A 24344-nucleotide genomic window follows, 5' to 3' on the forward strand; every position below is an offset into this window, starting at 1 on the left:
ATACTAACAAAACAATATAAAGCACTGTCAGTCAACACAAATACATTCATATCATGTTCCGCACATTTTTCCGGGTACTAAAGTTTTTCCTGTTTCCCTTATCCCTATTATCACTATTCCGATGTGGGTCTGGCTACAAAGAGAAAGATGGAAAGGTGACATACAATGGCAAAGAGATTGATACTTCAACAATGCATGGCTTTGTGGTATTGAATGATGCATTTGCCAAAGACTCTATTCAGGGATATTTCAGAGAAAGAGAAATCTCTGAAAGTGATGGTCCTACATTTCAGGCATTAGATGAAAATTACGCCAAAGACAAGAAAAATGTTTTTTATTGCACCAAAACACGTGATAGTCAAACATACTTCACAACCAGTTCTATTTATATTCAACGTCTCTCATCAGCAGACCCGGCCAGCTTTGTAGCTCTGGAATATGGGTATGCTAAAGATAAAAAACGCGCCTATTATGAAGGCAAACCCTTTGATATAACAGATCCAGATTCTTTCTCTGCACTAAACAGCAATTTCTCCAAAGATCGCATACATGCTTATTATCGTTGTAATCCGGTTGCAAAAAGTCATGGTGAAAGCTTTGAAGTTCTTGATTATGATTTTGCCAAAGACAAAAATCATATTTATTACTATGGTGTAAATGATGAAGGAGAGTATGACATACACATACTGGATTGTGATATGGCATCCTTTACCCGAATTGAACAATGGTATTCCAAAGATAAAATCTCTGCTTTTTACAAAACAGAACGTATTACAGGGTCTGATCCCAGTAGCTTTCAGAAACTAAACAGTGAATTTTCGAAAGACAAGTCTACAGTCTATTACCAGACAAATCCCATCAAGGGAGCAGATGCCTCGACCTTTCATTTGCTGGATGATTATTATGCCAAAGATACAACAGCTATATTCTGGACAAATATACTACTTCAAGAAGCAGATCCCTCCCATTTTCAGATTTTAGAACTCGGATATGCAACAGATGGAAAGAAGGTATTCTATAATGGTAAGATTGTTAAAGGGGCGGATGCAGCCAGCTTTAAAGCCTATCCACATGGTGTAGGAGACGCCGATGCAGAAGATAAACACAATAAGTTTTATGAAGGTCAAATTGTCAAATCTGAATAAACTGGTCTATTCAACATTTGCTTCTATATATGCCACATTACATAAAGGCAAAATTTCGTTTAGATTTGAGATGGCAGTATCTGAGAGTAAAGTGTCACTGACATCCAATATTCGAAGTTTGGTTAAATGACTGATAGAATCTGGTAGTGATTGCAATGCATTCCCACTCAAATCCAACCTGTGTAGGTGAGAACACCTCTTTATCTCAGAAGGGATATGCTTTAATTGGTTTTTTTCCAGGTATAAGGCTTTCAGATGAGATAAATTACCGATAGCACTATTAATAGATGTTAGTTGATTACGATCCCATCTCAAAACAGCAAGAAACTTCAAATCACACACAGAAGCAGGAATATCACCAAAATGATTCTCTCCAGCATCCAAAGAAACAAGCTGAGTTAGCTTTTCGAAGCTTGAGGGAAGATCTTTTAGTTGGTTGTTACGTATTACCAGATGTTGCAGTGCAACAAGATCGTTCAATTCAATAGGTAATGTAGTCAGTTTGTTAGTGTGTAGTGTAAGTATCTTTAATTTATGTAGTTTGCCTATCTCTAAAGGCAGATTTTCGATTTGGTTATTAGACAATGACAGTTCCTGAAGATTCTCTAGGTCCCCTATCTCAGCAGGCAATGTAGTCAATTGGTTATAATTTATATTTAATTCTACCAGATGTTTGAGTTCTCCAATTTCAGAAGGTATCGCAGTTAAGTTATTCCATGAAACTACTAAGCTCTCAAGATTTATCAGATACCGAATCTGCTCAGGAATAACTGACAGACCTTTGCCAGACAAATCAACTTTTGTTATAGAAGGTATTTCCAGCAGTGTAGTTTTAAAATCCTTTTTTTGTGGCATTGATAGCCAATCCATCAGAATCTTTACATCATTGTGATATTCCTCAACATTGATTTGCAAAGATTCTGCAATAGCAATTCCCAATTCAATATTTTCCAGCATTCCTGATAACAGGAATGCCAGTATTTTCTCTTTTTCACTTTTTTCTTCTGACATATAGTCTATTTTTTACTTACTCAAAGGTAATAGTAGTACAAAAGGGTAACCAGCTTTGTATATTTATTTTTTCATCTTCCGATAATGGATTATTCCACAAACCTAATACCTGTAACTTCTCCAGCTGACCTATCTGAGAAGGTAGTTGGGCTAGTTGGTTGCCTGCCAGATAAAGTTTATTCAATTGTATCAATGTCCCTATTTGCAATGGAACCGACTGTAATTGAGTATGACTTGCATTCAAATAAGTTAGTTTCTTTAACTTACCAATCTTATCTGAAAGCTTTTTTAGTGGATTGGCATCCAGAATTAAAATTGTTAGCTTATGCAAATTTATTAGCAGTTCAGGAAATCCCTGCAATTCATTCTCTCCAATATCCAGTTGAGTAAGCTTCTTTATATTCTTTACCTCTTCAGGTAGTTGAGTCAGTTGATTTGTACGTAAAGATAGATGAGTCAACATTACCAATCCTCCAATTTCGGCAGGCAACTTGATTAACTGGTTTGTATCCAGAAGCAGTTGTTTAAGTTTGATCAGATTTCCTATTTGTGGTGGTACTAACTGGAGGTGATTCTCCCTTACATCCAATATAGTGAGTTGGGTAAGCAAACCTATTTCGGCAGGCAATACAGTTAGATGATTGTTAGCAACTTTTAACTCTGTCAACTTGGTCAGATTGCCAATCTCGTTTGGTATTTTATGAATAGAGTTGTCTGACAACAGGAGCTTTTTCACATTAGTCAGGTATTTAATCTGACTGGGTATAACTTTCAGATTTTTACCAGACAAATCTATAACTTCAACAGAATGTATTTTCAGCAGCTTGTGTTTAAATGTCAGGCGTGTATGTTTGGATAACCAGTTGAAAAGAATATCCATATCCTCTACCACACCCTTCAGATCAAGATGCAGCGATTCTGCTATGTGTATTCCTAACTCAATACTGTCTAAATGTCCGGACAGCAAAAAATCCATTATTTTTTCTTTATCACTCTTTGGCTGTTTCATAACAAGCAATATACTCTACCCAAAATTAGACATTATATTTATAGATATTGGTCTGATAACAATCTTATGGTACTCTACATTTTCTTGTTCTGGTTTGCATTACTTGAACAACTAGTATGTCTGGAAGAGCCAACAAGTTGTCCAACAGATTCCACAAAATAAAATGACCAAGCTACTGCTAACTCCTTCTATAGCCAATCTCAGATAGCTGTACTATTCTAATAAAAGCATCAACAGGCTGTCTTATTTCTTTCACTCTTCAGATGAAAAACACAATTAATTCACTGAATAGCAAAAAGTTACAAATACACAGGCATATTAATTTCCTCATTTTGCCGTAGCTATATAAGTGATTATCTGTTTAGATAGAGATTTTAGATGGCTAGTATAACTATGTTACAATTAAATAAATACCATTATGAGCATATTTGCATGGATTATTCTGGGGCTCATAGCTGGCGCGTTAGCAAAGCTTATTATGCCTGGAAACCAATCAAATAATTGGTTGTTGACGATTGTATTAGGTGTCGCGGGTGCTATACTTGGCGGATTTGTAAGTACACTACTGGGATGGGGCGGTATTAATGGATTTACATTACAAAGCATATTCCTTTCTATCTGTGGTTCATTGCTACTTCTTTGGATAGCTTCTTCAGGCTCTACGCATAGAAGGTATCATCACCGAAGGTATCGTCGTTATAGATACTAATAGAATTCAATTACACAAAAGCAGACTCATGGGTCTGCTTTTTTTATTACTTTACCATCATTTTTACGAAATACATAACTGTATGATACTTCGAAATATCCCTTCTACAGGTGAAACATTGCCTATAATTGGATTAGGCACCTGGTCTACTTTTGATGTGACACGTCCTGCAGATCATCCACCACTAGAACAAGTATTACAAGCAGTTGTTCAGACAGCCAAAGGGGCTCTTATTGATAGTTCACCTATGTATGGACGAGCAGAAGAAGTGGTAGGCAATCTGACTCAGTCTTCCAAATTGAATGAGGACTTCTTTTATGCAACCAAGGTATGGACAACAGGCAAGCAGGAAGGTATACAACAAATGGAGAGTTCATTAAAAAAGATGCAGCGTAAAGAAATGGATCTGATGCAAATCCATAATCTGACTGACTGGAAAACTCACCTAACAACGTTGAGAGATTGGAAAGAACAGGGAAAAATTCGATATCTGGGTGTTACACATTATACTGATTCCATGCACCCGGAACTGGAGAAAGTCATAATGACTGAGAAAATAGATTTTGTTCAGTTCAATTATTCCATTACTTCGCGAAATGCAGAAAAACGATTGTTACCTGCAGCAGCAGATAAAGGAGTTGCCACATTAATAAATCGCCCACTAGGGGAAGGCACTTTATTTACAATGGTACGAGGTAAAGCACTTCCAGAATGGGCAAAAGATTATGATATCCACTCCTGGACACAATTTTTCTTAAAATTTATAGCCTCTCATCCTGCTGTAACCTGTATCATCCCTGCAACCCGAAAACCTACTCATGCAGCAGATAATATGCAGGCAGGCCAGGGAAGGTTACCAGATCAAACTATACGTGAAAAGATGGTAACATTTATTGAATCACTTTAACCACTTTTACTTCATGAAATTATTCCATAAATCCATTTTGTTCCTCTTTTTGGTAAGTGGAGTTCCGTCACTTACAACCTCGGGACAAACAACCATTTTAAAGAATGTGACTGTTATCGATGGTACAGGTAATAAGCCACGTACCAATCAGAATGTGGAAATAAAAGCGGATAAGATTGTATCCATTACAGATGCTAAGACTGCAACCTCTAAAGGTGCTACAGTTATTGATATGACAGGAAAGAGTATTATGCCTATGGTTATCAATTCTCATGGGCACCTTGGAAATCTGAAGGGAACCACAACCAAGCGTGAAAACTTTACCCATGAAAATATAGAACGACAACTGGTTCAGTACGAGAAGTATGGTATTAGTGCCATCTTATCACTGGGATCAGATCATGCAGCTATCTGGAACTTACGAGATTCTTCACGCAATGGATTGTTGAAAGGAGCCACTATTTATACAGCAGGGTATGGGTTTGGTGTAGCCAATGGTGCACCTCCTGTAGATTATGGTATGGATGATGTATTACGTCCCCAATCAGCCGATGAAGTTCCTGCCATGATGCAAAAGCTGGCATCCTTAAAACCAGATATGATAAAAATATGGGTAGATGATCTGGGTGGACGTTCTACCAAAATGGAACCTGCTATCTATGAAGCCATTATTCGGGAAGCACATAAATACAACATCCGGGTGGCAGCTCACCTCTACTATCTCGAAGATGCAAAGAAACTCGTAGCAGCCGGGCTTGATGTAATAGCACATAGCATCCGGGATAAGGAAGTAGATGATGCATTACTGACAGAGATGAAAAAGAAAGGCGTAATCTACATCCCTACCCTTTCACTGGATGAATTTGCATTCAGCTATGGAGGCCAACCAGAATGGATAAATGATACATTCTTTAAAAACGCACTTGAACCTGGGGTCTTCGAAATGATTACCAGCAAAGCGTATCAGGATAAAACTGCCAGTGCACCTAACTACCAGAAAAATATTTCAGCATTCAAAACAGCTCTCATCAATGTCAAAAAAATATATAATGCAGGAGTTATAATTGCTTTAGGTACAGATTCCGGAGCCAACCCTATCCGACCGCAGGGATTTTCTGAACACTTTGAAATGGGTTTGCTGGTTCAGGCAGGTTTAACTCCCCTGCAAGCTATTACCATAGCAACTCAGAATTCAGCTATTTTTCTAAAAATAAATACACAAATGGGTACATTAGCACAAGGAAAAAAAGCGAATTTCATCGTACTGGATAAAGATCCATCCGAAAATATCAAAAATACTCAATCTATTCAAAGTGTCTGGAAGAATGGGAAGAAGGTACAGGATTTTCAATAATACATTCTCTATTTAAAATAAAAGCTCTTCTACATCTTAGTAGAAGAGCTTTTATTTTAAGGCGAAGAATTAGCAATTATCTTTTCCAACTTTATTATCTGCTCCCTCATTCAGACATAATAAAAGTTTTAATGATTACTCATCATTATCATGCCAGTTATTATTGATCTGCATTTGCTGTCTATCATTCCACTTGTCCAGATCTTCTCCTGATTCCTTCTTTATAAATTCTTTGTATTTCTGAAATACAGTATCAGGCAGTGTCTTTCCATTTACTATCATCTTTTTATTAGTGAGTTTCAAGCTATAGCTATCTGCGTTATTTATTAGTCCATCCTTCTTTAATTCACTGGCAAAAAGTTTCATAAATTTATTATGCTTTTCCATTGCTTTTTCATGCTCCTTCATCTGTTCGTCATGTCGTTTCATCTGCTTTGCATGTTCTGTCATTGCCCGCTCATGTGCTTCTTGCTGCTTTTTATGCTGTTGCTCCCGAGTTCTGGCATTTACTTCATTTCTCAGATAACTATCACTCTCTCTCACTTCTTGTTCTAACTCTCTCTGATATTGCTTGAGCTCTTGCAAATAATCCCGTAGATCATCTCTATATTGTTTACCTGCATCACTCTGTGTTTTTTGTAGCTTTTCCTGCTGTTTCTGAGATAATTGTAACATTCTATCAGAAAGAGCATTCATCTTCTTTTTTACTTCTGCTATATGGTCATCATCAGGAGATTGTTTACTATAAAGTCGAGCTAACTCATCACTTAACCTACTTATCTTATCCCCCATTTCTCCTATTTCATCGCTAAGTTCTGAGTCAAAGCCCATCAGTGGAGGCATTGGTGGCATAGGAGGTCTAGGAGCTATAGGTGCCATCGGAGGCATTGGCGCCATTGGAGGGACTGGTGGTACGGGAGGAACCGGTGGGACAGCCAGAAAACTACCCTCATAGTCTTCTTCATCCTCTCCTTCTATCTCATCTTTACGATATTTATCCTTTTTATAGCCTGCAGCCAGCTTTTCATCGTCGTCCTTTGCTTCATTTAGTTTGGATTCAATAACCTGCTTGTAATTTTTTAACTCTTCCTTCTTCAACTTTTTTCCATCGACAACTACTTCTGTTACTGTTCCCTTCTTATCCTTTACAATAATAATTTCCCGAACCACCTTATTCGTATCTGTGAAGGTACTGTAATATGTTGTGTTACCAGATAGACGCTCTGGCTTATCCTCAGAAACGGGTTTGGTAGCCAAAGCAACTGGACGTTCCTGTGAAACAATCTCTTGATTATCTGCGTTTTTCAGATTAGAAAATGCACTGGCAGATACAGCAACCAGACAGAGCATTAATACACCTGAAACTAGTAGTCCTTCATTGAATGTTGGCTTTTGAGGAGATTGTTGTAGTAGTCGCTGAATACGCCCTAACAAAGAGCCTTTGCTTCCAGTTGCAGCCATAGCCAATTGAGGTACAGCTTGCATTACCTCCAGATTTGTCAGTGCCTGTGCAAAAGTAAGACTATCACCACTGAGCTGTACAGCCATATCATCACAGCAATGCTCACGTTCCTGGCGTATTATACCTGACATCCACCAGATGGCAGGATGAAAAAAGAATAATATCTCAATGATTGATTGAAATATATTTATCCAATAGTCATTACGTACTATATGTGCCAGTTCATGCGCCAGAATTGCCTCTACCTGTTGTGTAGAAAGACCGGTGAAAGTACCTACTGGTAATAGGATAACGGGTTTGAAATAGCCAATCGCCATTGGAACTTTAACAAGCACAGACTCCATCATCTGTACTGAGCGAGTCAATCCCATCTTATGACTCAATACGTGTGTTTTATTTATCCACTCCTGAGAAACGGCTAATGTTTTATAATGTTTGAGGCGTTGCACATACAACATTCCCCCCATAAACCGTAGAGTTAATACCAGAATCCCTAATACCCAAACTGTTACTAACAACGGCAAATGTTCTTCAAAGTAACTAGACCAACGATCCTGTAGTTGTTCCCAAACGATAATGGTAGCCGAAGTTTGGGGCTGGTTGAATTTTTGAGCCACGGTCAGAGTAGTTGATAATTTTCCTTCGGTAGATTTATTTTGTAAAGCTTGTTCTGAAAAATTGGGACCTACTATTTCATTTGATTCATATACAGTATAGAAAGTAATTCCGGCTATCAACAAAATCGAAAACAAAGCAGAAATGGCTACGAAATACCGAGCCTGAGCTGAACTCCGATTCATTAACAACATAACTAAAGCCATTAGAATGGCAATGGCAGCCCCCTGCCATAATGAATGTAGCAAAGTCCAGCCAATAGCTTCTGTCAGTTTGGGAGATAAAAGAGAAGAAAGCATAGTTTTCATAAGCAATAGTATAAATATAGTGACATGAAGATTTCAGATAGGAGAATTATTTACTGGTTTTAGTTAAGTCTGATAGACCTATACTAACCTGTTTTTATCATATGTCTTTTATACATTCTAAAAGCAGACACCTGGTGTTATAGTTATTCAGAATGGTTTCTTGCCTCTCATCTGTTCTAAAAGGCGCTGAATTTCAGCAAGCTCTTCTGAAGACGTTTTATTATTACCCAGAGCCTGCATGACCAGTTTCATAGCAGACCCCCGAAAAGTGGTATCTATAAACTTATCAAGCAGTGTTTTCTGTATATCCTCTTCTTTCACAGCTGCCATATAGATATGTGTCCGGTTCTCTTCATTACGCGTTACCAAGCCCTTTTCTGCCATAATCTGCATAATCTTAAGAGTAGTTGTATATACAGACTCTTTTGACTTAGTAAGTTGCTCATGAACATCTCGAACTGTAGCCTGCTCTTTTTGCCACAAAATTTGTAAAATTTCCAACTCTGCTTCGGTTGGCTTTGGAATAGGATTTTGCATGATTACTTATAGGTCTTACATCTACGATTTATTTCGTATCCAAATATACTACGATTCATTTCGTATTTCCAAATTTATCTACGAAATTTTTCGTAGATGTTTACATTATCTGGTAGAATACATTAAAATAGAGGTTGGAACTTACCCACATTATTTCTTTTCAGGTATTTTTTCGGAAATTTGCACCCTCCTTAGCCTTATGAAAATATGAACCGTTTCGCTGTCTTTCTTTATTTAGCTGTCCACCTTATTTATGAGGCTAACTTTACGATTATTTGATTTCACACAAAAAGTTAATTATAAAACAGAAGTTCTTTCCGGCCTTACAGTTGCATTAGCGTTAATTCCTGAAGCACTTGCCTTTGCCATAGTAGCAGGTTTATCTCCTATGATTGGTTTGTATGCAGCCTTTATTATGGGCTTCATCACTTCTGTATTTGGAGGAAGACCAGGTATGATTGCAGGAGCAACGGGTGCCGTTGCAGTTGTGCTGACATCGCTTGTCAAAGATTATGGCCCTGAATATGTTTTTGCTACTGTTATACTGGCGGGTCTGCTTCAGATAGCAATTGGAGTGTTCCGGTTAGGAAAGTTCATACGATTAGTGCCTCAACCTGTTATGTATGGGTTTGTTAACGGCTTAGGTATAGTTATCTTTCTTGCCCAGCTTACACATTTCAAAACTACTGATTCAATGGGAGTACAACACTGGATTACAGGTATTCCCCTATGGGTTATGCTTGGTCTGGTCATGCTTACCCTGCTTATCATTATCTGGCTTCCACGTTTTACCAAGGCCATTCCCTCTTCTCTGGCTGCAATTCTCATTGTATCCGGTATTGTATTGGGTTTTGGCATTGAAACCAAGACAGTAGGTGATGTAGCTTCTATTCAGGCTGGCTTTCCTCCACTCCATATTCCTCAGATTCCTTTGCAATGGAAAACACTGATCATTATATTCCCCTATTCTCTTGTGGTAGCATGTGTAGGTTTAACAGAGAGCCTTTTGACATTGAATCTTATTGATGAGGTTACCCAAACACGTGGACGTGGCAATAAAGAATGTGTAGCTCAGGGACTTGCAAATATTACCTGTGGGTTCTTTTATGGGATGGGAGGTTGCACACTGGTAGGCCAAAGTATCATAAATATATCTGCGGGAGCACGTGCCCGATTATCAGGTATTGTAGCATCTGTTATGCTTCTGGTATTCATTGTCTTCTTTGCTAACATCGTTGAAAAGCTACCTATGGCAGCCTTGACAGGTGTAATGTTTATGGTAGCCGCTACTACTTTTGCATGGGCAAGCTTAAAAGCATTTGGCAGAATGCCTTTAGCAGATGTATTAACCATGGTAATTGTAGCAATTATTACAATCGTTCTTCATAATCTTGCTCTGGCAGTTTTGATTGGCGTAATCATTTCAGCATTGGTTTTTGCATGGGAAAGTGCCAAAAGAATACATGCGAAAAAATATAGAGACGAACAAGGAGTACAACATTATGAATTGTATGGACCTTTATTTTTTGGTTCTGTAACTACTTTTGCAGGGATTTTTGATGTTTCCACTGATCCAGCAGAAGTAGTTATAGACTTTAAAGAAAGCAGAGTAGCCGATATGTCCGGCATTGATGCTCTTGATAAACTTACAGAACGCTATCAAAAGGCAGGTAAAAAACTTCATCTAAAACATCTAAGTCCAGATTGTCGTCAGTTATTAAAGAATGCAGAAAAGATTGTTGAGGTAAATATTATTGAAGATCCCAGTTATCAGATTGCAGTAGATACTAAATAGACTACTGTATATTGAGTTGATTTATAAGCATATTTCATCAGAGTGGCATGTATTTTTACAGTTCTATAGGAGTTATTTTTTATCTTCTCAGAATAAATCCATACTGTGATGAATATTCCTATGAATAACCGAAACATTGCGATAGCATCAACACTGTTGTCAGCAGCAGCCATTGGAGCATATGCTGTATTACGTAACTCAAACAATCATCCGGAATTACCAGTAGAAGAATCGGTAGATCTGGATCGTTATCTGGGAGAATGGTATGAAATTGCCCACTTGCCTTTCAAATATGAAAAAGGTTGTTTTGGTGTAAAAGCAATCTATGCAAAACGAGATGACGGAGATATCGATGTGTTGAATATCTGCCACAAAGACTCTCTTACAGGCGAGTTGGATATTGCAAAGGGAAAAGCCTGTGTAGTAGATACAAAAACCAATGCTAAGTTAAAAGTTACATTTGTATGGCCGTTTAGTGGAGATTACTGGATACTGAAAGTTGGGAAAAAATATGATTTTGCATTAGTAGGAACACCAGACAGAGACAATCTCTGGATTTTAAGCCGTACACCTGAAATGGACGAAAACCGTCTTGAAAAGCTACGTACTCATGCTCAAAATCTTGGATTTGATACATCCAAGCTAATCTATACTACACAAGTAGAAGCTTAATAATTACTATCCTACTTAACAATACGATGGATGTCATTTTTGACTATACATCGTATTGCTACCTTTTAAACTAAGTTAGTTGTCAATATATAGACAATAAGGAGAGAATAAAATGCCAGGTTTTGCTCAACCGATGCAAGCCCACTGCTATAGTATGGTTCAATAAACTAAGCATATAAAAACATATTCTACCCATAATACACCTGCTCTGCTGTAAAGTAACTGGTTTTCCCAGCTACATCTTTCTGCTGGATTACAAATCCTGTGGTTGTTTTGTCCAGATCCTTACGATGCACCTTCATAAAAGCCCTTCCTTCTCCAGACACCGCATCCGGAGTTAGTTTTCTGATCTCATTTACTCCCCATTGTAGTGTTACAGGGATCTGTTTATGTAGTGATACTATAATTTCATCTGGTAATTTATTACATAATGAGGCAGGATCTACTTTTACATCATAGAGAATCTCATCTGCATATGCATTGCCAATGCCTTTCATTACCGCTTGATCAATTAAAAAAGCTTTTACTGGCTTACCGTGAAAGCGTCTAAGAGCAGATTTGAAATCATCTAAAGTTAAAGATCCTAACAATGCATCTGGCGTTGAGTCTTTAGCTAGGTTAACTATTACCTTTGCCCAACGCTGTGGATCTGTAATTACAACAAATTTTCCATCATTGAATCCAAAAGCTGCAATTTTATAGGAAATACTCTCCAACTCTTCGCTGATAGCAGTACCTCCCTTTAACATCAGATGTACACCAAAATGAACATCTTCTCCAAAGTGAAAGAACATTTCTTTACCAATAGTTTTCACTTCACTCAATGTCTTATTGAGTACTTTTTCTTCAAACACCTGAGAGGTATCGCATCTCTTTCCATGAAAAATTCGAACAGACGTAAGTGTCTTTCCTTTAAAAACTTTTGTTAGATTTTCTGAGAAAACAGTTAAATCAGGTAATTCGGGCATAGGATCAGAATATAAATATAGAAAGTAAATCTACAAAAGAAGACGAAATATTCCTCTATCCTAAGTCAAACAAAAAGCCCGTTACCAATACTTGATAACGGGCTTTTGTATAAACTTATCTATAAAATCCGCTACTCTTTCGAGTGAGAAATAAGTTATTTGCCAACTTCTTCGTAATCTACATCTGTTACCTCAGAATCTTTTCCAGAGTTGGCATTACCCTGTCCCTGACCTGCATCAGCTCCAGGCTGTTGCCCGGCTGCACCAGCAGCATTATACATTTCCTGAGAAGCAGCCTGCCATGCATTGTTCAGCTTTTCCATTGCAGCATCTATAGCAGCAATATCACGGCTACCATGTGCAGTACGCAAATCTGTCAATGCACCTTCAATAGCAGATTTATTTCCATCAGAAAGCTTATCACCGTAATCTTTCAGTTGTTTTTCAGTCTGGAAGATCAGAGAGTCAGCAGCGTTTACTTTCTCTACTTTCTCTTTTTCAACTCTATCTGTCTCTTCATTGGCTTTCGCTTCATTACGCATTTTTTCGATTTCAGCATCAGTCAAACCGGAAGAAGCTTCAATACGGATTTTTTGTTCTTTGCCAGTTCCACGATCTTTAGCAGAAACGTGCAATATACCGTTAGCATCAATATCGAAAGTTACTTCAACCTGAGGTACACCACGAGGTGCAGGTGGAATACCATCTAAGTGGAATCGGCCAATAGTACGGTTACCACTTGCCATTTGGCGCTCTCCTTGCAGTACATGTATCTCTACTGAAGGCTGATTGTCAGATGCAGTCGAAAATACCTCTGACTTTTTGGTAGGAATGGTAGTGTTAGATTCAATCAATTTGGTAAACACTCCACCCAATGTTTCAATACCCAAAGAAAGTGGCGTTACATCCAACAACAACACATCTTTCACTTCTCCAGTGAACACACCTCCTTGAATAGCAGCACCTACAGCAACAGCCTCATCTGGGTTAACGTTCTTGGAAGGTTTCTTTCCAAAGAATTTCTCAACTTCTTCCTGAATACGTGGGATACGAGTAGAACCTCCTACCAGAATAACTTCAGTAATCTCAGAAGTAGAGAAACCAGAATTTTTCATAGCGCGACGGCAAGGTTCTAATGTACGTTGAATCAGATCATCGCACAATTGCTCAAATTTTGCACGCGTTAATGTACGAACCAAGTGCTGAGGAATGCCATCGATCGGCATGATATATGGTAAGTTTACCTCTGTTTGAGTAGAGCTGGATAACTCAATCTTAGCTTTCTCAGCAGCTTCTTTCAAACGTTGTAAAGCCATTGGATCTTTGCGCAGATCTATTGTTGGATGATCTTTCTTGAATTCTTCAGCCAACCAGTCAATGATCTTCTGATCGAAGTCATCACCACCTAAGTGAGTATCTCCATCTGTTGATTTAACTTCAAATACACCATCACCTAACTCCAGGATAGATACGTCAAATGTACCACCACCTAAGTCAAATACAGCGATTTTCAGTTCCTGATTTTTCTTATCCAAACCATAAGCCAGTGCAGCAGCAGTAGGTTCGTTAATAATCCGTTTTACAGTCAAACCTGCTATTTCACCTGCCTCTTTAGTAGCCTGACGTTCTGCATCATTGAAGTAAGCAGGTACTGTAATCACAGCTTCTGTTACTGTTGTGCCCAGATAATCTTCAGCTGTAGACTTCATTTTCTGAAGAATCATAGCTGATAATTCCTGAGGAGTATATTGACGATCACCTATTCGTACACGAGGTGTATCATTTGGTCCTTTTTCAACCTCATAGGAAACACGGCCTGCTTCTGTTGTAACTTCAGAGAAGCGTTTTCCCATAAAACGTTTGATAGACTGAATAGTATCTTTAGGATTTGTGATAGCCTGACGTTTTGCAGGGTCTCCTACCTTCCGCTCACCATTTGCCAAGAAAGCAACAATAGAAGGTGTAGTACGTCGTCCTTCACTGTTTGGAATTACAACCGGCTCGTTACCTTCCATTACAGCAACGCAGGAGTTTGTGGTACCTAAGTCTATTCCAATAATTTTTCCCATTGTTATAACTAGTTTGATAGTTGAATATTCTGTTTTGTAACGATCTTACTCTAACAAGAGCTATGCCATTACAAGAATATCTACTTTGTCTTAAGCAAATACAAACGCCATAAACAATGACAAATCTCTGAAAAACAGATAGTTAACAAAAAAATATTAACTAAGGCTGACAAAGCATGAATGAAACCCAATATATGTCCGATGACATAATGACAGTTTTTCATTCTATAAAAAAGAAGTTTCCTGCCGAATTAACGTAAAGTATGTCATAAACGACTATTATAGTAATCGTGTACTCTAGCAAAGAACAAAGTCATCTGAATCTGTCATTATTTCTTACATATCAATTTTGTATTCTTTCAGACGTAGGAATAAAATTTTCTATTTTATTTTAAACTTTATACAATTTTGTAAATCTAAGGCTGTATATTTTACTTCTAAAGCAAATCTTAAAATATAAATTATGCAACTACACTCACATTTTGTTAGCGATGAACGCTCAACATAAGTTATACTTACTCTGTACTTCACTTGTACTTACATTAATTACTTTTTCTGCTCAGGCACAAAACCTGCAATTAACCGGCCTTCTCTCAGATCAAAAAGATCATTCTCCTTTGATTGGAGCAACTGTCATGCTTACTCCACAGACAGACACAACCAAAAAAGTATATATATTAACGGATGTAGAAGGCAGATTCACCTTTGGCTCACTCTCAAATCAGACATACATACTATCTGTAAGTTATCTGGGATATGAACCATTCAAACAGGCGATATCTGTATCTTCAGCTAAACAGGATATGGGAACTTTGCAAATCAATCCCAAAACCACACAGTTGAATGAAGTACAAATCCGAGCTAAGCGTTATGAAGAACGAACTGTCCAGAAAGGTGATACAACAGAGTACAATGCTGGTGCATTCAAAACCAATAGAGATGCCAATGCTGAAGACCTGGTAACCAAAATGCCTGGGGTAACCATGGAAAATGGAACGGTAAAAGCTCAGGGTGAAGATGTGAAAAAAGTTTTGGTTGATGGTAAAGAATTCTTTGGAGATGATGCAACACTGGCTTTACGCAATCTTCCAGCGGAAGTAATTGATAAAATTCAGGTATTTGACCGAATGAGTGAGCAATCACAGTTTACAGGTTTCGATGACGGGCAATCTGTCAAAACTATCAACATTGTTACCAGGGCAGATAAGCGCAATGGCCAATTTGGTAAGATATATGCCGGGTACGGCACAGATGACCGTTATCAGGCAGGTGGTAACCTTAATATATTTAAAGGAAATAACAGAATTTCTATTCTGGGATTATCTAATAACATAAATCAACAGAACTTTGCCACACAAGACCTGGTAGGTGCCTTTAGTGGTGGCGGCAATCAACGAGGTGGTGGTGGAAATCGAGGCGGAGGTGGCGGTGGTCAGGGAGGGGGTGGAAATAACGCATCCAATAACTTTCTGGTAGGACAACAAAGTGGTATCTCAACAACCAATTCACTGGGACTTAATTACTCAGGAAACTGGGGGAAAAAGGTCACGATAAACGGTAGTTATTTCTTCAACAAAGCCAATACACAGAATCAGACATTACTGAATCGTGAATATTTCATTGATGCTGATTCAAGTCAATATTATAATACCAATACTTTTTCCGGAAACACAAACTGGAATCACCGTTTTAATTTGAGACTTGAGTATAAGATAGATTCAGCCAACTCTATTGTATTTACACCAAGACTCAGTTTTCAAACCAACAATTCAATAAGCAACACCCTGGGTCGTACCCAATTGTCAGATGGCAACTTACTGAATGACATCACCAATACCTATAATTCTGATAGAAAAGGGTATACCATTGGAAACGAGATTTTGTACAGACACCGTTTTACCAAGCAAGGCAGAACATTTTCTTTTGGAATTAATACTAGTTGGAACAAAAACGATGGAAACAATCGCTTATATTCATTAGCTCAGTATTACACAAATGAAATAACAACTCAAGAAACAACCGATCAAATATCCATATCCAATACAGATGGCTATACACTGTCAGGTAATGTGGTATATACAGAACCATTAAGTCGTAAAAGTCAGTTGCAGTTCAATTACAATTCGTCCTTTACCCAATCAAATGCATTAAAGGAAACATATGATTATGATGAAAATACAGATTCTCACAATAAGTTGAATCCTACTTTATCCAATACATTTGACAATCAAAATTATGTAAACCGGGCGAGTGTTGGGTATCGGATCAACGACAAAAAACTTAACATGATGGCTAATGTAGGGTTTCAGAAAGCTGACCTTATTGGCAATCAACTTTTTCCAATAACCAATAAAATTAATCGGAGCTTCTATAATGCATTACCTTCTTTGATGCTTAATTATAAGTTTACTACCAGTCGAAATATTCGTATATTCTATCGCACGTCAACCAATCTTCCGTCAATCACGCAGTTGCAAAATGTCATCAATAACAACAACCCGCTTTTACTTACAGGTGGTAACCCCAATCTGAGACAAGAGTTTGTTCATTCGTTTATGGCACGTTACTCTGCTGCTCAACCCACAAAAGGCAGAACATTGCTGGCGATGCTCTCTCTTACACGAACTAACAACAATATAGGGAACTCCACATTTATTGCCACTAAAGACTCAGTATTAACTCAGGATATAACTTTAAAAAAAGGAGCTCAATTATCAACCCCAGTTAATTTGAATGGATCATGGAGTGCACGTTCATTATTTACGTATGGTTTACCAGTGGGTTTTATGAAAAGCAATCTCAATCTGACATCAAGTGTTACATATAACAACACACCTGCCTTAATTAATACTGTTACTAATACATCCAACAGTTACACACTTAGTCAGGGCTTGACTTTAAGTAGTAACATAAGCGAAAAAATAGATTTCACCCTAGGCTACACAGGCAACTATAATATAGTACGTAATACACTGCAACCTCAATTGAACAACAATTACTTTTATCATCTGGCAAATGGTAAGCTCAACTGGACATTTGGGAAGGGTTTTGTATTGCAGAATAATGTCAGCTATACCCAATATTTCGGTCTGGAAGGCGGATATAATCAAAGTTATGTACTCTGGAATGCAAGCTTTGCAAAAAAATTCTTCAAGGATCAGAATGGAGAATTGAAACTCTCAGTTTTTGACTTGCTTAATCAGAATAACAACATATCCCGTAATGTAACGGAAACCTATATAGAAGACTCACAAACACAGGTATTAAAGCAATACTTTATGCTTACCTTCACTTATACTCTGAGAAGTTTTGGAAAGAAATAGAATAGAAAAGCCGAATCCTTTTCTATTGGAAAAGGATTCGGAAATACAATAGATAATGCAACCATTTAGTATAAGATCGTGTCTTGACTAAAAAACGCGATCATATGAAACCTGCATTATTTATAGTAAGTCTCCTGCTATTACTAGCATGTTCTAAAGATGAATCTACATCAGCAGAGTTAAAAGCTAACTCATCTCGCTGGGCATCCAAACGATTGGTGAATTATACTTTCACTCAACGACTAAATTGTTTCTGTATCAGAGGAGGCGAAAAGATGACAGTGATAGTACAAAATAATCAGATTGTAGATGTTAAAGATAGCACTGGTGCCAGCTTGCCTGCAGAGTTGCAAAAGAACTATAAAACTATTGATGAGCTTTTTCAACTCATTCAAACTACAGATCCTAAAAGCGTGGCTGTTATCAATGTCACCTATGATGATGTATTAGGCTATCCTAAATCTATCTATATAGACAAGAGTGAACAAATGGCGGATGAGGAGATTGGTTATGATTCTGAGAATGTATCCCATTAGGACTACTAATCACATACAACTGATTCCTTTGGCAAAGGAATCAGTTATTTATTTTCACTTCATAGATGACAGGCCATAACTTACCCGTAATATACACTGTATTTCGTGTCGGATCATAGGCAATCCCATTCATTTCCAAGGCTGAAGGGTTCTTAGCCTTGGCGTCATAGGCAAGAGAAGAAAAATCCAGACGACCTACCACTTTGCCTGTACCAGGATCTATTTTAACAATAAAGTTTGTAGTATAGACATTTGCATAAATAAAGCCGTGAATAAATTCTAGTTCATTAAGATTTGTGACTGGACTTCCGTTTTCTGTGACTGACAATACTTTCTCAACCTTAAAAGATTTTGGATTCAGATAGGTTAGTTTATTAGAACCATCACTCATAATCAAAGCTGTACTATCTGTAGTAAATCCCCATCCCTCATTACTTGGAAAGGTAAATGTTCCGATTTGCTTGAAAGTAGTGGCATCATACATAAATCCAATCTTTGTCCGATATGTGAGTTGATAAAGTTTATCATTCAGGAATACGATGCCTTCCCCGAAATACTTGTTTCGATCAAGCTCTATTTTCTCTTCCATTTTACCATTTGCAAGATTTACAACTCCTATCAATGATCTTGTTTGTTGCAATTCACTTGGTGATCCTGTACTTTCATATAATTTACCTTTGTACATCAATAAGCCCTCAGTAAATAAAGTAACATCATGTGGATAGGTTGTTAGTACACCATAATTGAGAGTAGAACCTGAAGGTATTGTCACTGCAGAAGCTTCATCTGTATGGGTCTCACTCGTACATCCTACAAGGATGCTAACCAGAATTACCCCCCAAAGTATGTATGATCTTATCATGTATTTGTATGCAACTGATATATGTTTCAAAAGTACGATGAGAGATTTTCTCATCAAAACAACGCGCCAAAGAACACATAAAATCGCCATTCACTAAAAAAACATGATAGACCACAAAACAAGTAATCAATCAATCACTTATTTTACGAATCTTTTGTGTATATCTATTCCATTTTTTATCTGACACTTTCTTGAATCTCCAAAGAGTATACTGCATTTTTATTTTATTCTGCATCACTTCCACCTCTTTTGGATGGGGGTTTTATGCTCACAAACAGATCAACAGGTTAGCCGTTTTTGGTCTTCCTCCTGAAATGATCTCATTCTATAAACATCACATTGTGTTTATTACAGAGAATGCCGTCAATCCAGATCGCAGACGTTATATTGTACCAGGAGAAGCTGTAAAACACTATATTGATATGGAGGCGTATGGCGATAGTGCTATTTTTAAACTACCACGTAACTGGACGGATGCGATAAATCACTATACCGAAGACACGCTTCAAACCCATGGTATTGTTCCATGGTGGGTTATGCAAATGAAGTTTCAATTGACAGAAGCTTTTCTTCAGCGCAATCCTAAGCGGATCTTAACACTATCAGCTGATATAGGACATTATATTGGAGATCTGAATGTACCATTACACACAACCCGGAATTATAATGGGCAGCTTACCAATCAACATGGTATTCATGGATTATGGGAAGCACGCATACCAGAGTTATTCTCTCAAAATTATGATTTCTGGATAGGCCAGGCGCATTACCTGTACCATCCCCAACAACGCCTATGGCTGGCATTGCAACAGGCGAATAATGCAGTGGATTCAGTATTACGCTTTGAGAAACTACTTTCGCAAAAATTCTCAGATGATAAAAAATATAGCTTCGAACAACGAGGTGCGACAACACAACGTGTATACTCAAGAGACTATGTAAATGCCTATCATCACATGCTTAATGGTCAGGTTGAAAGACAGATGCGTTTAGCTATTGAACTTGTTCGCGATTTCTGGTTTACCTGTTGGGTAGATGCAGGGCAACCTGATCTATACCCTCTTTCGGTGTTTGAATTTACACCATCTGAAACAGATTCTATAGAGCGGAATAAACAATTATGGGATAAGGGAAATCTTAAAGTCCGCCCACATGAGAATAACTCCCAACTAGCCAATCCAGAACAGTACCCCTTTATAGAAAAAACGCTTTATGTCAGACGACGCAGATATTATTCTGCATAGAAAAGTATATTCTTTGAACTCTTTCAACATCTAATTTAAATCTACCATACTTTTTTTACCTACATTTATCCAAACAGAAAAAATACTTATAACCCCTACCTATCATTATGAAGTTTTGTACTACTATCGTTTATAGTTTTCTATTCGCTTTTATCCCATTTGTAGTCTACAGCCAGAATTTCACAACATCCAACCTTCCTATTATCATCATTGACACTCATGGTCAGGCAATCGTTGATGATCCCAAAATCATTGCAGATATGGGTATTATAGATAACGGTCCCGGAACCATCAATAAAATCACAGACAAATGGAATAACTATAATGGTAAAATCGGTATAGAAATTCGAGGTTCCAGCTCACAAATGTATCCTAAGAAATCGTATGGTTTTGAAATACGGGATACATCCGATACAGATAAGAATCAGGATGTATCTCTACTAGGGCTACCAGCTGAAAATGATTGGATTCTTTATGCACCCTACAGTGATAAGAGTATGTTGCGTGATGTTATCGCTTATCATCTTTCCCAAAGAATGGGTTGGTATGCAAGCCGTTTTCGCTATTGTGAACTGGTTATAGATGGAGAATATAAAGGTGTCTATATTCTGCTTGAAAAAATCAAACGGAATGCGAATCGGGTCAATATTTCAAAATTAAAAAGTACAGATAACACTGGTGATAATGTTACAGGTGGTTATATATTAAAAATAGACAAGGCAACAGGAACTATGGGAGGCAGCTTCGATTCTCAGTACCAACCTAACCTTCCATCTGATACCAACCAGGCTCGAAAAATCACCTTTCTCTATGAGTATCCACAAAAACACAATCCACCTAAAGACGATGATATTACTCAACAGCAAGAACAATACATTCAAGGATTTATCAACGCCTTCGAAAGCAGCCTGAAAAGTAGCCTGTTTGCAGACTCAACCAGAGGAGGTTATCGAAAATATATTAATACAGCTTCTTTTATCGATTATTTCCTACTTACTGAAACAGTATTTAATGTGGATGGCTATCGGATAAGTACATTTATGTATAAAAACAAAGATAGTAAGGGTGGGTTATTAAATATGGGACCTGTATGGGATTATAATATCTCGCAAGGGAATGCAGACTATTACAATGGCAACAGGACCGATCAATGGGCTTATCAGATGAACGCTTCATTTCCTGGTGACTATTCACTTGTTCCATTCTGGTGGGAACGTCTGCTGGAAGACACCAGATATAGAGATGAAGCAAAATGTAGGTGGATTACATTACGCAAAGAAGCTTTTCACACAGATTCTCTGATGCATTTTATAGACTCATTGGCTACTATGCTACAGGAACCACAAAATCGCAATTACCAAAAATGGCCAATCTTAAAAGAATATGTATGGCCTAATGCTGTTATTCCTGGCAGTTATCAGGGCGAAGTAGACTACCTGAAGACTTGGTTAGCTACTCGCTTAGCATGGCTGGACTATACAATTCCAGGGGTATGTGATGCACTTGCAATTGAACAGGAAAATAAGTCTGGTCAGGTTCATCTCTATCCTAATCCATCATCTGGTGATGTGTATATACAACTTGACCATATCAATGAAAATGTCCCTGTCGTAGCCGAAGTATACAATATGTTGGGACAAAAAATTACCTCTCATAGTTTTAAGTCAGCGAACACTCCGGAATTATTATCTGCTTCTCAACTACCTTCCGGAATACTGCTCATAAAACTATACGTAAAGGAAGTATTGATTTCTACTCAGAAGGTTGTGAAAAGCAATTAGAAGAAACTTTTTTTACAAGAACCGTCTTTAGATTATAGATTATGCAAATTCCAGGACAACTTTGTATAATCTATATCTTTTTACAGATTAGTCGCCTTTCAAATATGAAAATAGTATCTGCATCCCAAACACATAAAATAGATGAGTATACAATAAGCCACGAACCTGTTACATCCATTGATCTTATGGAACGGGCAGCTACTGCATTCTGTGATTGGTTTATGCAATATTATTTCAATGTAAACAGAATTAAAATTGTATGTGGGCCAGGCAATAATGGTGGAGATGGATTGGCAATTGCCAGAATCCTGCACTCGTATAGCTATAAAGTTGACGTATATACTGTCTTACCTACAGAAAAAACATCCAAAGATTTTGACATCAATCTCCAACGATTACCCTCTTCAATCTCTGTACAACAGATTACTTCCCAATCTGAACTTCTTCAATTTCATGCTGAAGATATTATTATTGACGCTTTATTTGGTTCAGGCTTAAATCGCCCATTAGATGGTCTGGCAGCTGATATAGTACAGGCAATAAACCAGGCCAAAACTATTATTGCTGTTGATATTCCTTCAGGACTTTTTGCAGATACAAATAACTCAAAAGAAGATGTTATTATAAAAGCTAGTCAAACCATTGCCTTCCAACTTCCTAAGCTTTCATTTATGCTCCCGCAAAATGCAGAGTTTGTAGGAGATTGGCATCTGGTAGATATTGGCTTACATCCTACTGCTATTGCTCAGGCTAGCACAAACTATTTCTATACAGATACAAGTGAGGCAATTACCTACCTGAAAAAACGCTCAAAATTTTCGCATAAGGGTTCCAATGGTCATGCATTACTTATCGCAGGCAGTTATGGTATGATGGGAGCGGCAATCCTTTCTGCACAAGCCTGTTTACGTAGCGGAGCAGGCAAATTAACTCTTCATGCCCCTAAACATGCCAATGATCTGATACAATCTACTATACCGGAAGCCTTGTTTTCTGCAGATCCAGATGAATATTTATCTACAACAGAATGGACAGAGGATCTGCTTAAAAATTATTCTGCGATAGGTATCGGACCAGGACTTGGTGTTGGTGCAAAGGTTCTTTTCTCAATTCGTTCTATAATAGAACATAGTAGTTCTATTCCACTCATTATTGATGCAGATGGGATTAACAATCTATCAACTCCAGAAGGCAGACCCCTGCTAGAAAAACTACCTGCAAATACAATCCTTACTCCCCACCCTAAGGAATTTCAGAAGTTACTAAACCGTTCATGGCAAAATGATTATGAAAAACTCGATCTATTACGTGAGTTTTCTGTAAAGCATCAGGTTATCGTATGTCTGAAAGGTGCACATACAGCGGTAGCGTTAACAGATGGCAGTATTCATTTTAACTCAACTGGCAATCCAGGTATGGGCACAGGTGGCTCCGGAGATGTACTTACAGGTATCATTACAGCTCTTCTGGCACAGAAGTATAGTCCCACTCATGCGGCACTATTTGGTGTATATCTTCATGGATTAGCAGGAGATATTGCTGCCAAAGAGAAAAGCATCTATGCAATGATAGCCTCTGATCTGACAGACAACCTACCCAAAGCTTTTTTGGCTATTACAGATTTGTCAACTCAAAAATCATAACTGTTCCGTATCTACTTTGGGATGCTTTTTGGCTGTTCTGATCAATGCAGCAATTCCAATTACTGTCCAGATTATATTTACCACTGCAGAAGGAATAGCCTGATGATATAAAGTAAGAACGATTAAGCCTGCACTTCCTACAATATTTAACCATTTATATACAGAAGATTGAGCATCCACTTTGCCACTCATATTTAAGAAGTATGCTGCTACCACTAAGACAGAGCCTATCCAGCCAACAGTTTCCACTATAAGATCAGTTGTGGTCATTTGTTAAAATCATTAAAAAGTGAATCTATTCTAATCTAAAATCGTAAATTACCAGGAAGATCATAACTTCCACTTACAATAAAAATAATTTTTCATAGTGCGTGCAACCATTTTGATTCTTTAA

General features: G+C 37.7%; 19 protein-coding genes. 11 read left to right on the forward strand and 8 right to left on the reverse strand.

What is annotated here, in order from left to right:
- Positions 1-53: 53 nt before the first annotated feature.
- Positions 54-1145: a DKNYY domain-containing protein gene (locus tag QNI15_RS00220; protein ID WP_313999447.1), complete on the forward strand. Its 1092-nt coding sequence runs from the start codon at positions 54-56 to the stop codon at positions 1143-1145.
- 6 nt (positions 1146-1151) lie between these two features.
- Here the strand turns inward: QNI15_RS00220 and QNI15_RS00225 are convergent, their stop codons facing one another.
- Positions 1152-2156 carry a leucine-rich repeat domain-containing protein gene (locus tag QNI15_RS00225; RefSeq protein ID WP_313999449.1) on the reverse strand — a complete coding sequence of 335 codons (1005 nt, stop codon included), beginning with the start codon at positions 2154-2156 and terminating at the stop codon, positions 1152-1154.
- Positions 2157-2172: 16 nt separating this feature from the next.
- Positions 2173-3165, reverse strand: coding sequence for a leucine-rich repeat domain-containing protein (locus tag QNI15_RS00230; RefSeq protein ID WP_313999451.1), 993 nt, complete (start codon positions 3163-3165; stop codon positions 2173-2175).
- 418 nt (positions 3166-3583) lie between these two features.
- Between QNI15_RS00230 and QNI15_RS00235 the strand changes: the two genes are divergently transcribed.
- The 3 genes from QNI15_RS00235 (at position 3584) to QNI15_RS00245 (ending at position 6135) form a co-directional block, all read left to right on the forward strand.
- A complete protein-coding gene (locus tag QNI15_RS00235) occupies positions 3584-3874 on the forward strand; it encodes a GlsB/YeaQ/YmgE family stress response membrane protein (RefSeq protein ID WP_313974665.1) in 291 nt (96 codons plus the stop codon).
- A gap of 82 nt (positions 3875-3956) precedes the next feature.
- The gene (locus QNI15_RS00240) at positions 3957-4781 is read left to right on the forward strand and encodes an aldo/keto reductase (RefSeq protein WP_314029938.1); all 825 of its coding nucleotides are present in this window, start codon (positions 3957-3959) and stop codon (positions 4779-4781) included.
- 13 nt (positions 4782-4794) lie between these two features.
- Positions 4795-6135, forward strand: coding sequence for an amidohydrolase family protein (locus QNI15_RS00245; RefSeq protein ID WP_313999455.1), 1341 nt, complete (start codon positions 4795-4797; stop codon positions 6133-6135).
- A 135-nt stretch (positions 6136-6270) separates the two neighbouring features.
- Here QNI15_RS00245 and QNI15_RS00250 read toward each other — a convergent pair whose 3' ends face one another.
- Together QNI15_RS00250 and QNI15_RS00255 are read right to left on the reverse strand one after the other, a co-directional pair.
- Entirely contained in the window at positions 6271-8511 is a 2241-nt protein-coding gene (locus tag QNI15_RS00250) for a M56 family metallopeptidase (RefSeq protein ID WP_314029940.1), read from the reverse strand.
- 156 nt (positions 8512-8667) lie between these two features.
- Entirely contained in the window at positions 8668-9057 is a 390-nt protein-coding gene (locus QNI15_RS00255) for a BlaI/MecI/CopY family transcriptional regulator (RefSeq protein ID WP_313999459.1), read from the reverse strand.
- Between the two features lie 253 nt (positions 9058-9310).
- Between QNI15_RS00255 and QNI15_RS00260 the strand changes: the two genes are divergently transcribed.
- Together QNI15_RS00260 and QNI15_RS00265 are read left to right on the forward strand one after the other, a co-directional pair.
- Positions 9311-10852 (forward strand): SulP family inorganic anion transporter, encoded by a 1542-nt coding sequence (locus QNI15_RS00260; RefSeq protein WP_313999461.1) that lies wholly within the window; start codon positions 9311-9313, stop codon positions 10850-10852.
- A 120-nt stretch (positions 10853-10972) separates the two neighbouring features.
- A complete protein-coding gene (locus tag QNI15_RS00265) occupies positions 10973-11524 on the forward strand; it encodes a lipocalin family protein (RefSeq protein WP_314029942.1) in 552 nt (183 codons plus the stop codon).
- Between the two features lie 188 nt (positions 11525-11712).
- Here the strand turns inward: QNI15_RS00265 and QNI15_RS00270 are convergent, their stop codons facing one another.
- Positions 11713-12492 carry a DNA-formamidopyrimidine glycosylase family protein gene (locus QNI15_RS00270; RefSeq protein ID WP_314029944.1) on the reverse strand — a complete coding sequence of 260 codons (780 nt, stop codon included), beginning with the start codon at positions 12490-12492 and terminating at the stop codon, positions 11713-11715.
- A 155-nt stretch (positions 12493-12647) separates the two neighbouring features.
- The gene (gene dnaK, locus QNI15_RS00275; protein ID WP_313999468.1) at positions 12648-14561 is read right to left on the reverse strand and encodes a molecular chaperone DnaK; all 1914 of its coding nucleotides are present in this window, start codon (positions 14559-14561) and stop codon (positions 12648-12650) included.
- 491 nt (positions 14562-15052) lie between these two features.
- On the opposite strand from dnaK, the gene QNI15_RS00280 reads away from it, so the two are divergent.
- Positions 15053-17884: an outer membrane beta-barrel protein gene (locus QNI15_RS00280; RefSeq protein ID WP_314029945.1), complete on the forward strand. Its 2832-nt coding sequence runs from the start codon at positions 15053-15055 to the stop codon at positions 17882-17884.
- Positions 17885-17988: 104 nt separating this feature from the next.
- On the forward strand, positions 17989-18420 hold the full coding sequence (locus QNI15_RS00285) for a DUF6174 domain-containing protein (protein ID WP_313999475.1): 432 nt from the start codon (positions 17989-17991) through the stop codon (positions 18418-18420).
- Positions 18421-18460: 40 nt separating this feature from the next.
- Here the strand turns inward: QNI15_RS00285 and QNI15_RS00290 are convergent, their stop codons facing one another.
- Entirely contained in the window at positions 18461-19282 is an 822-nt protein-coding gene (locus tag QNI15_RS00290; RefSeq protein WP_314029947.1) for a glutaminyl-peptide cyclotransferase, read from the reverse strand.
- A 314-nt stretch (positions 19283-19596) separates the two neighbouring features.
- On the opposite strand from QNI15_RS00290, the gene QNI15_RS00295 reads away from it, so the two are divergent.
- The 3 genes from QNI15_RS00295 to QNI15_RS00305 all read left to right on the forward strand — a co-directional run bounded on the left by QNI15_RS00295 (position 19597) and on the right by QNI15_RS00305 (position 23950).
- Positions 19597-20526: a zinc dependent phospholipase C family protein gene (locus QNI15_RS00295; RefSeq protein WP_314029949.1), complete on the forward strand. Its 930-nt coding sequence runs from the start codon at positions 19597-19599 to the stop codon at positions 20524-20526.
- Positions 20527-20633: 107 nt separating this feature from the next.
- Positions 20634-22307, forward strand: a complete 1674-nt coding sequence (locus QNI15_RS00300; protein ID WP_314029951.1) for a CotH kinase family protein — start codon at positions 20634-20636, stop codon at positions 22305-22307.
- A 104-nt stretch (positions 22308-22411) separates the two neighbouring features.
- Complete coding sequence (locus QNI15_RS00305) at positions 22412-23950, forward strand: NAD(P)H-hydrate dehydratase (protein WP_314029953.1); 1539 nt, start codon at positions 22412-22414, stop codon at positions 23948-23950.
- Here the strand turns inward: QNI15_RS00305 and QNI15_RS00310 are convergent.
- Complete coding sequence (locus QNI15_RS00310) at positions 23945-24220, reverse strand: CBU_0592 family membrane protein (protein WP_314029955.1); 276 nt, start codon at positions 24218-24220, stop codon at positions 23945-23947. The genes QNI15_RS00305 and QNI15_RS00310 overlap by 6 nt on opposite strands.
- Between the last annotated feature and the right edge of the window lie 124 nt (positions 24221-24344).

This window comes from Xanthocytophaga flava, assembly GCF_030068545.1.
GTDB lineage: Bacteria > Bacteroidota > Bacteroidia > Cytophagales > 172606-1 > Xanthocytophaga > Xanthocytophaga flava.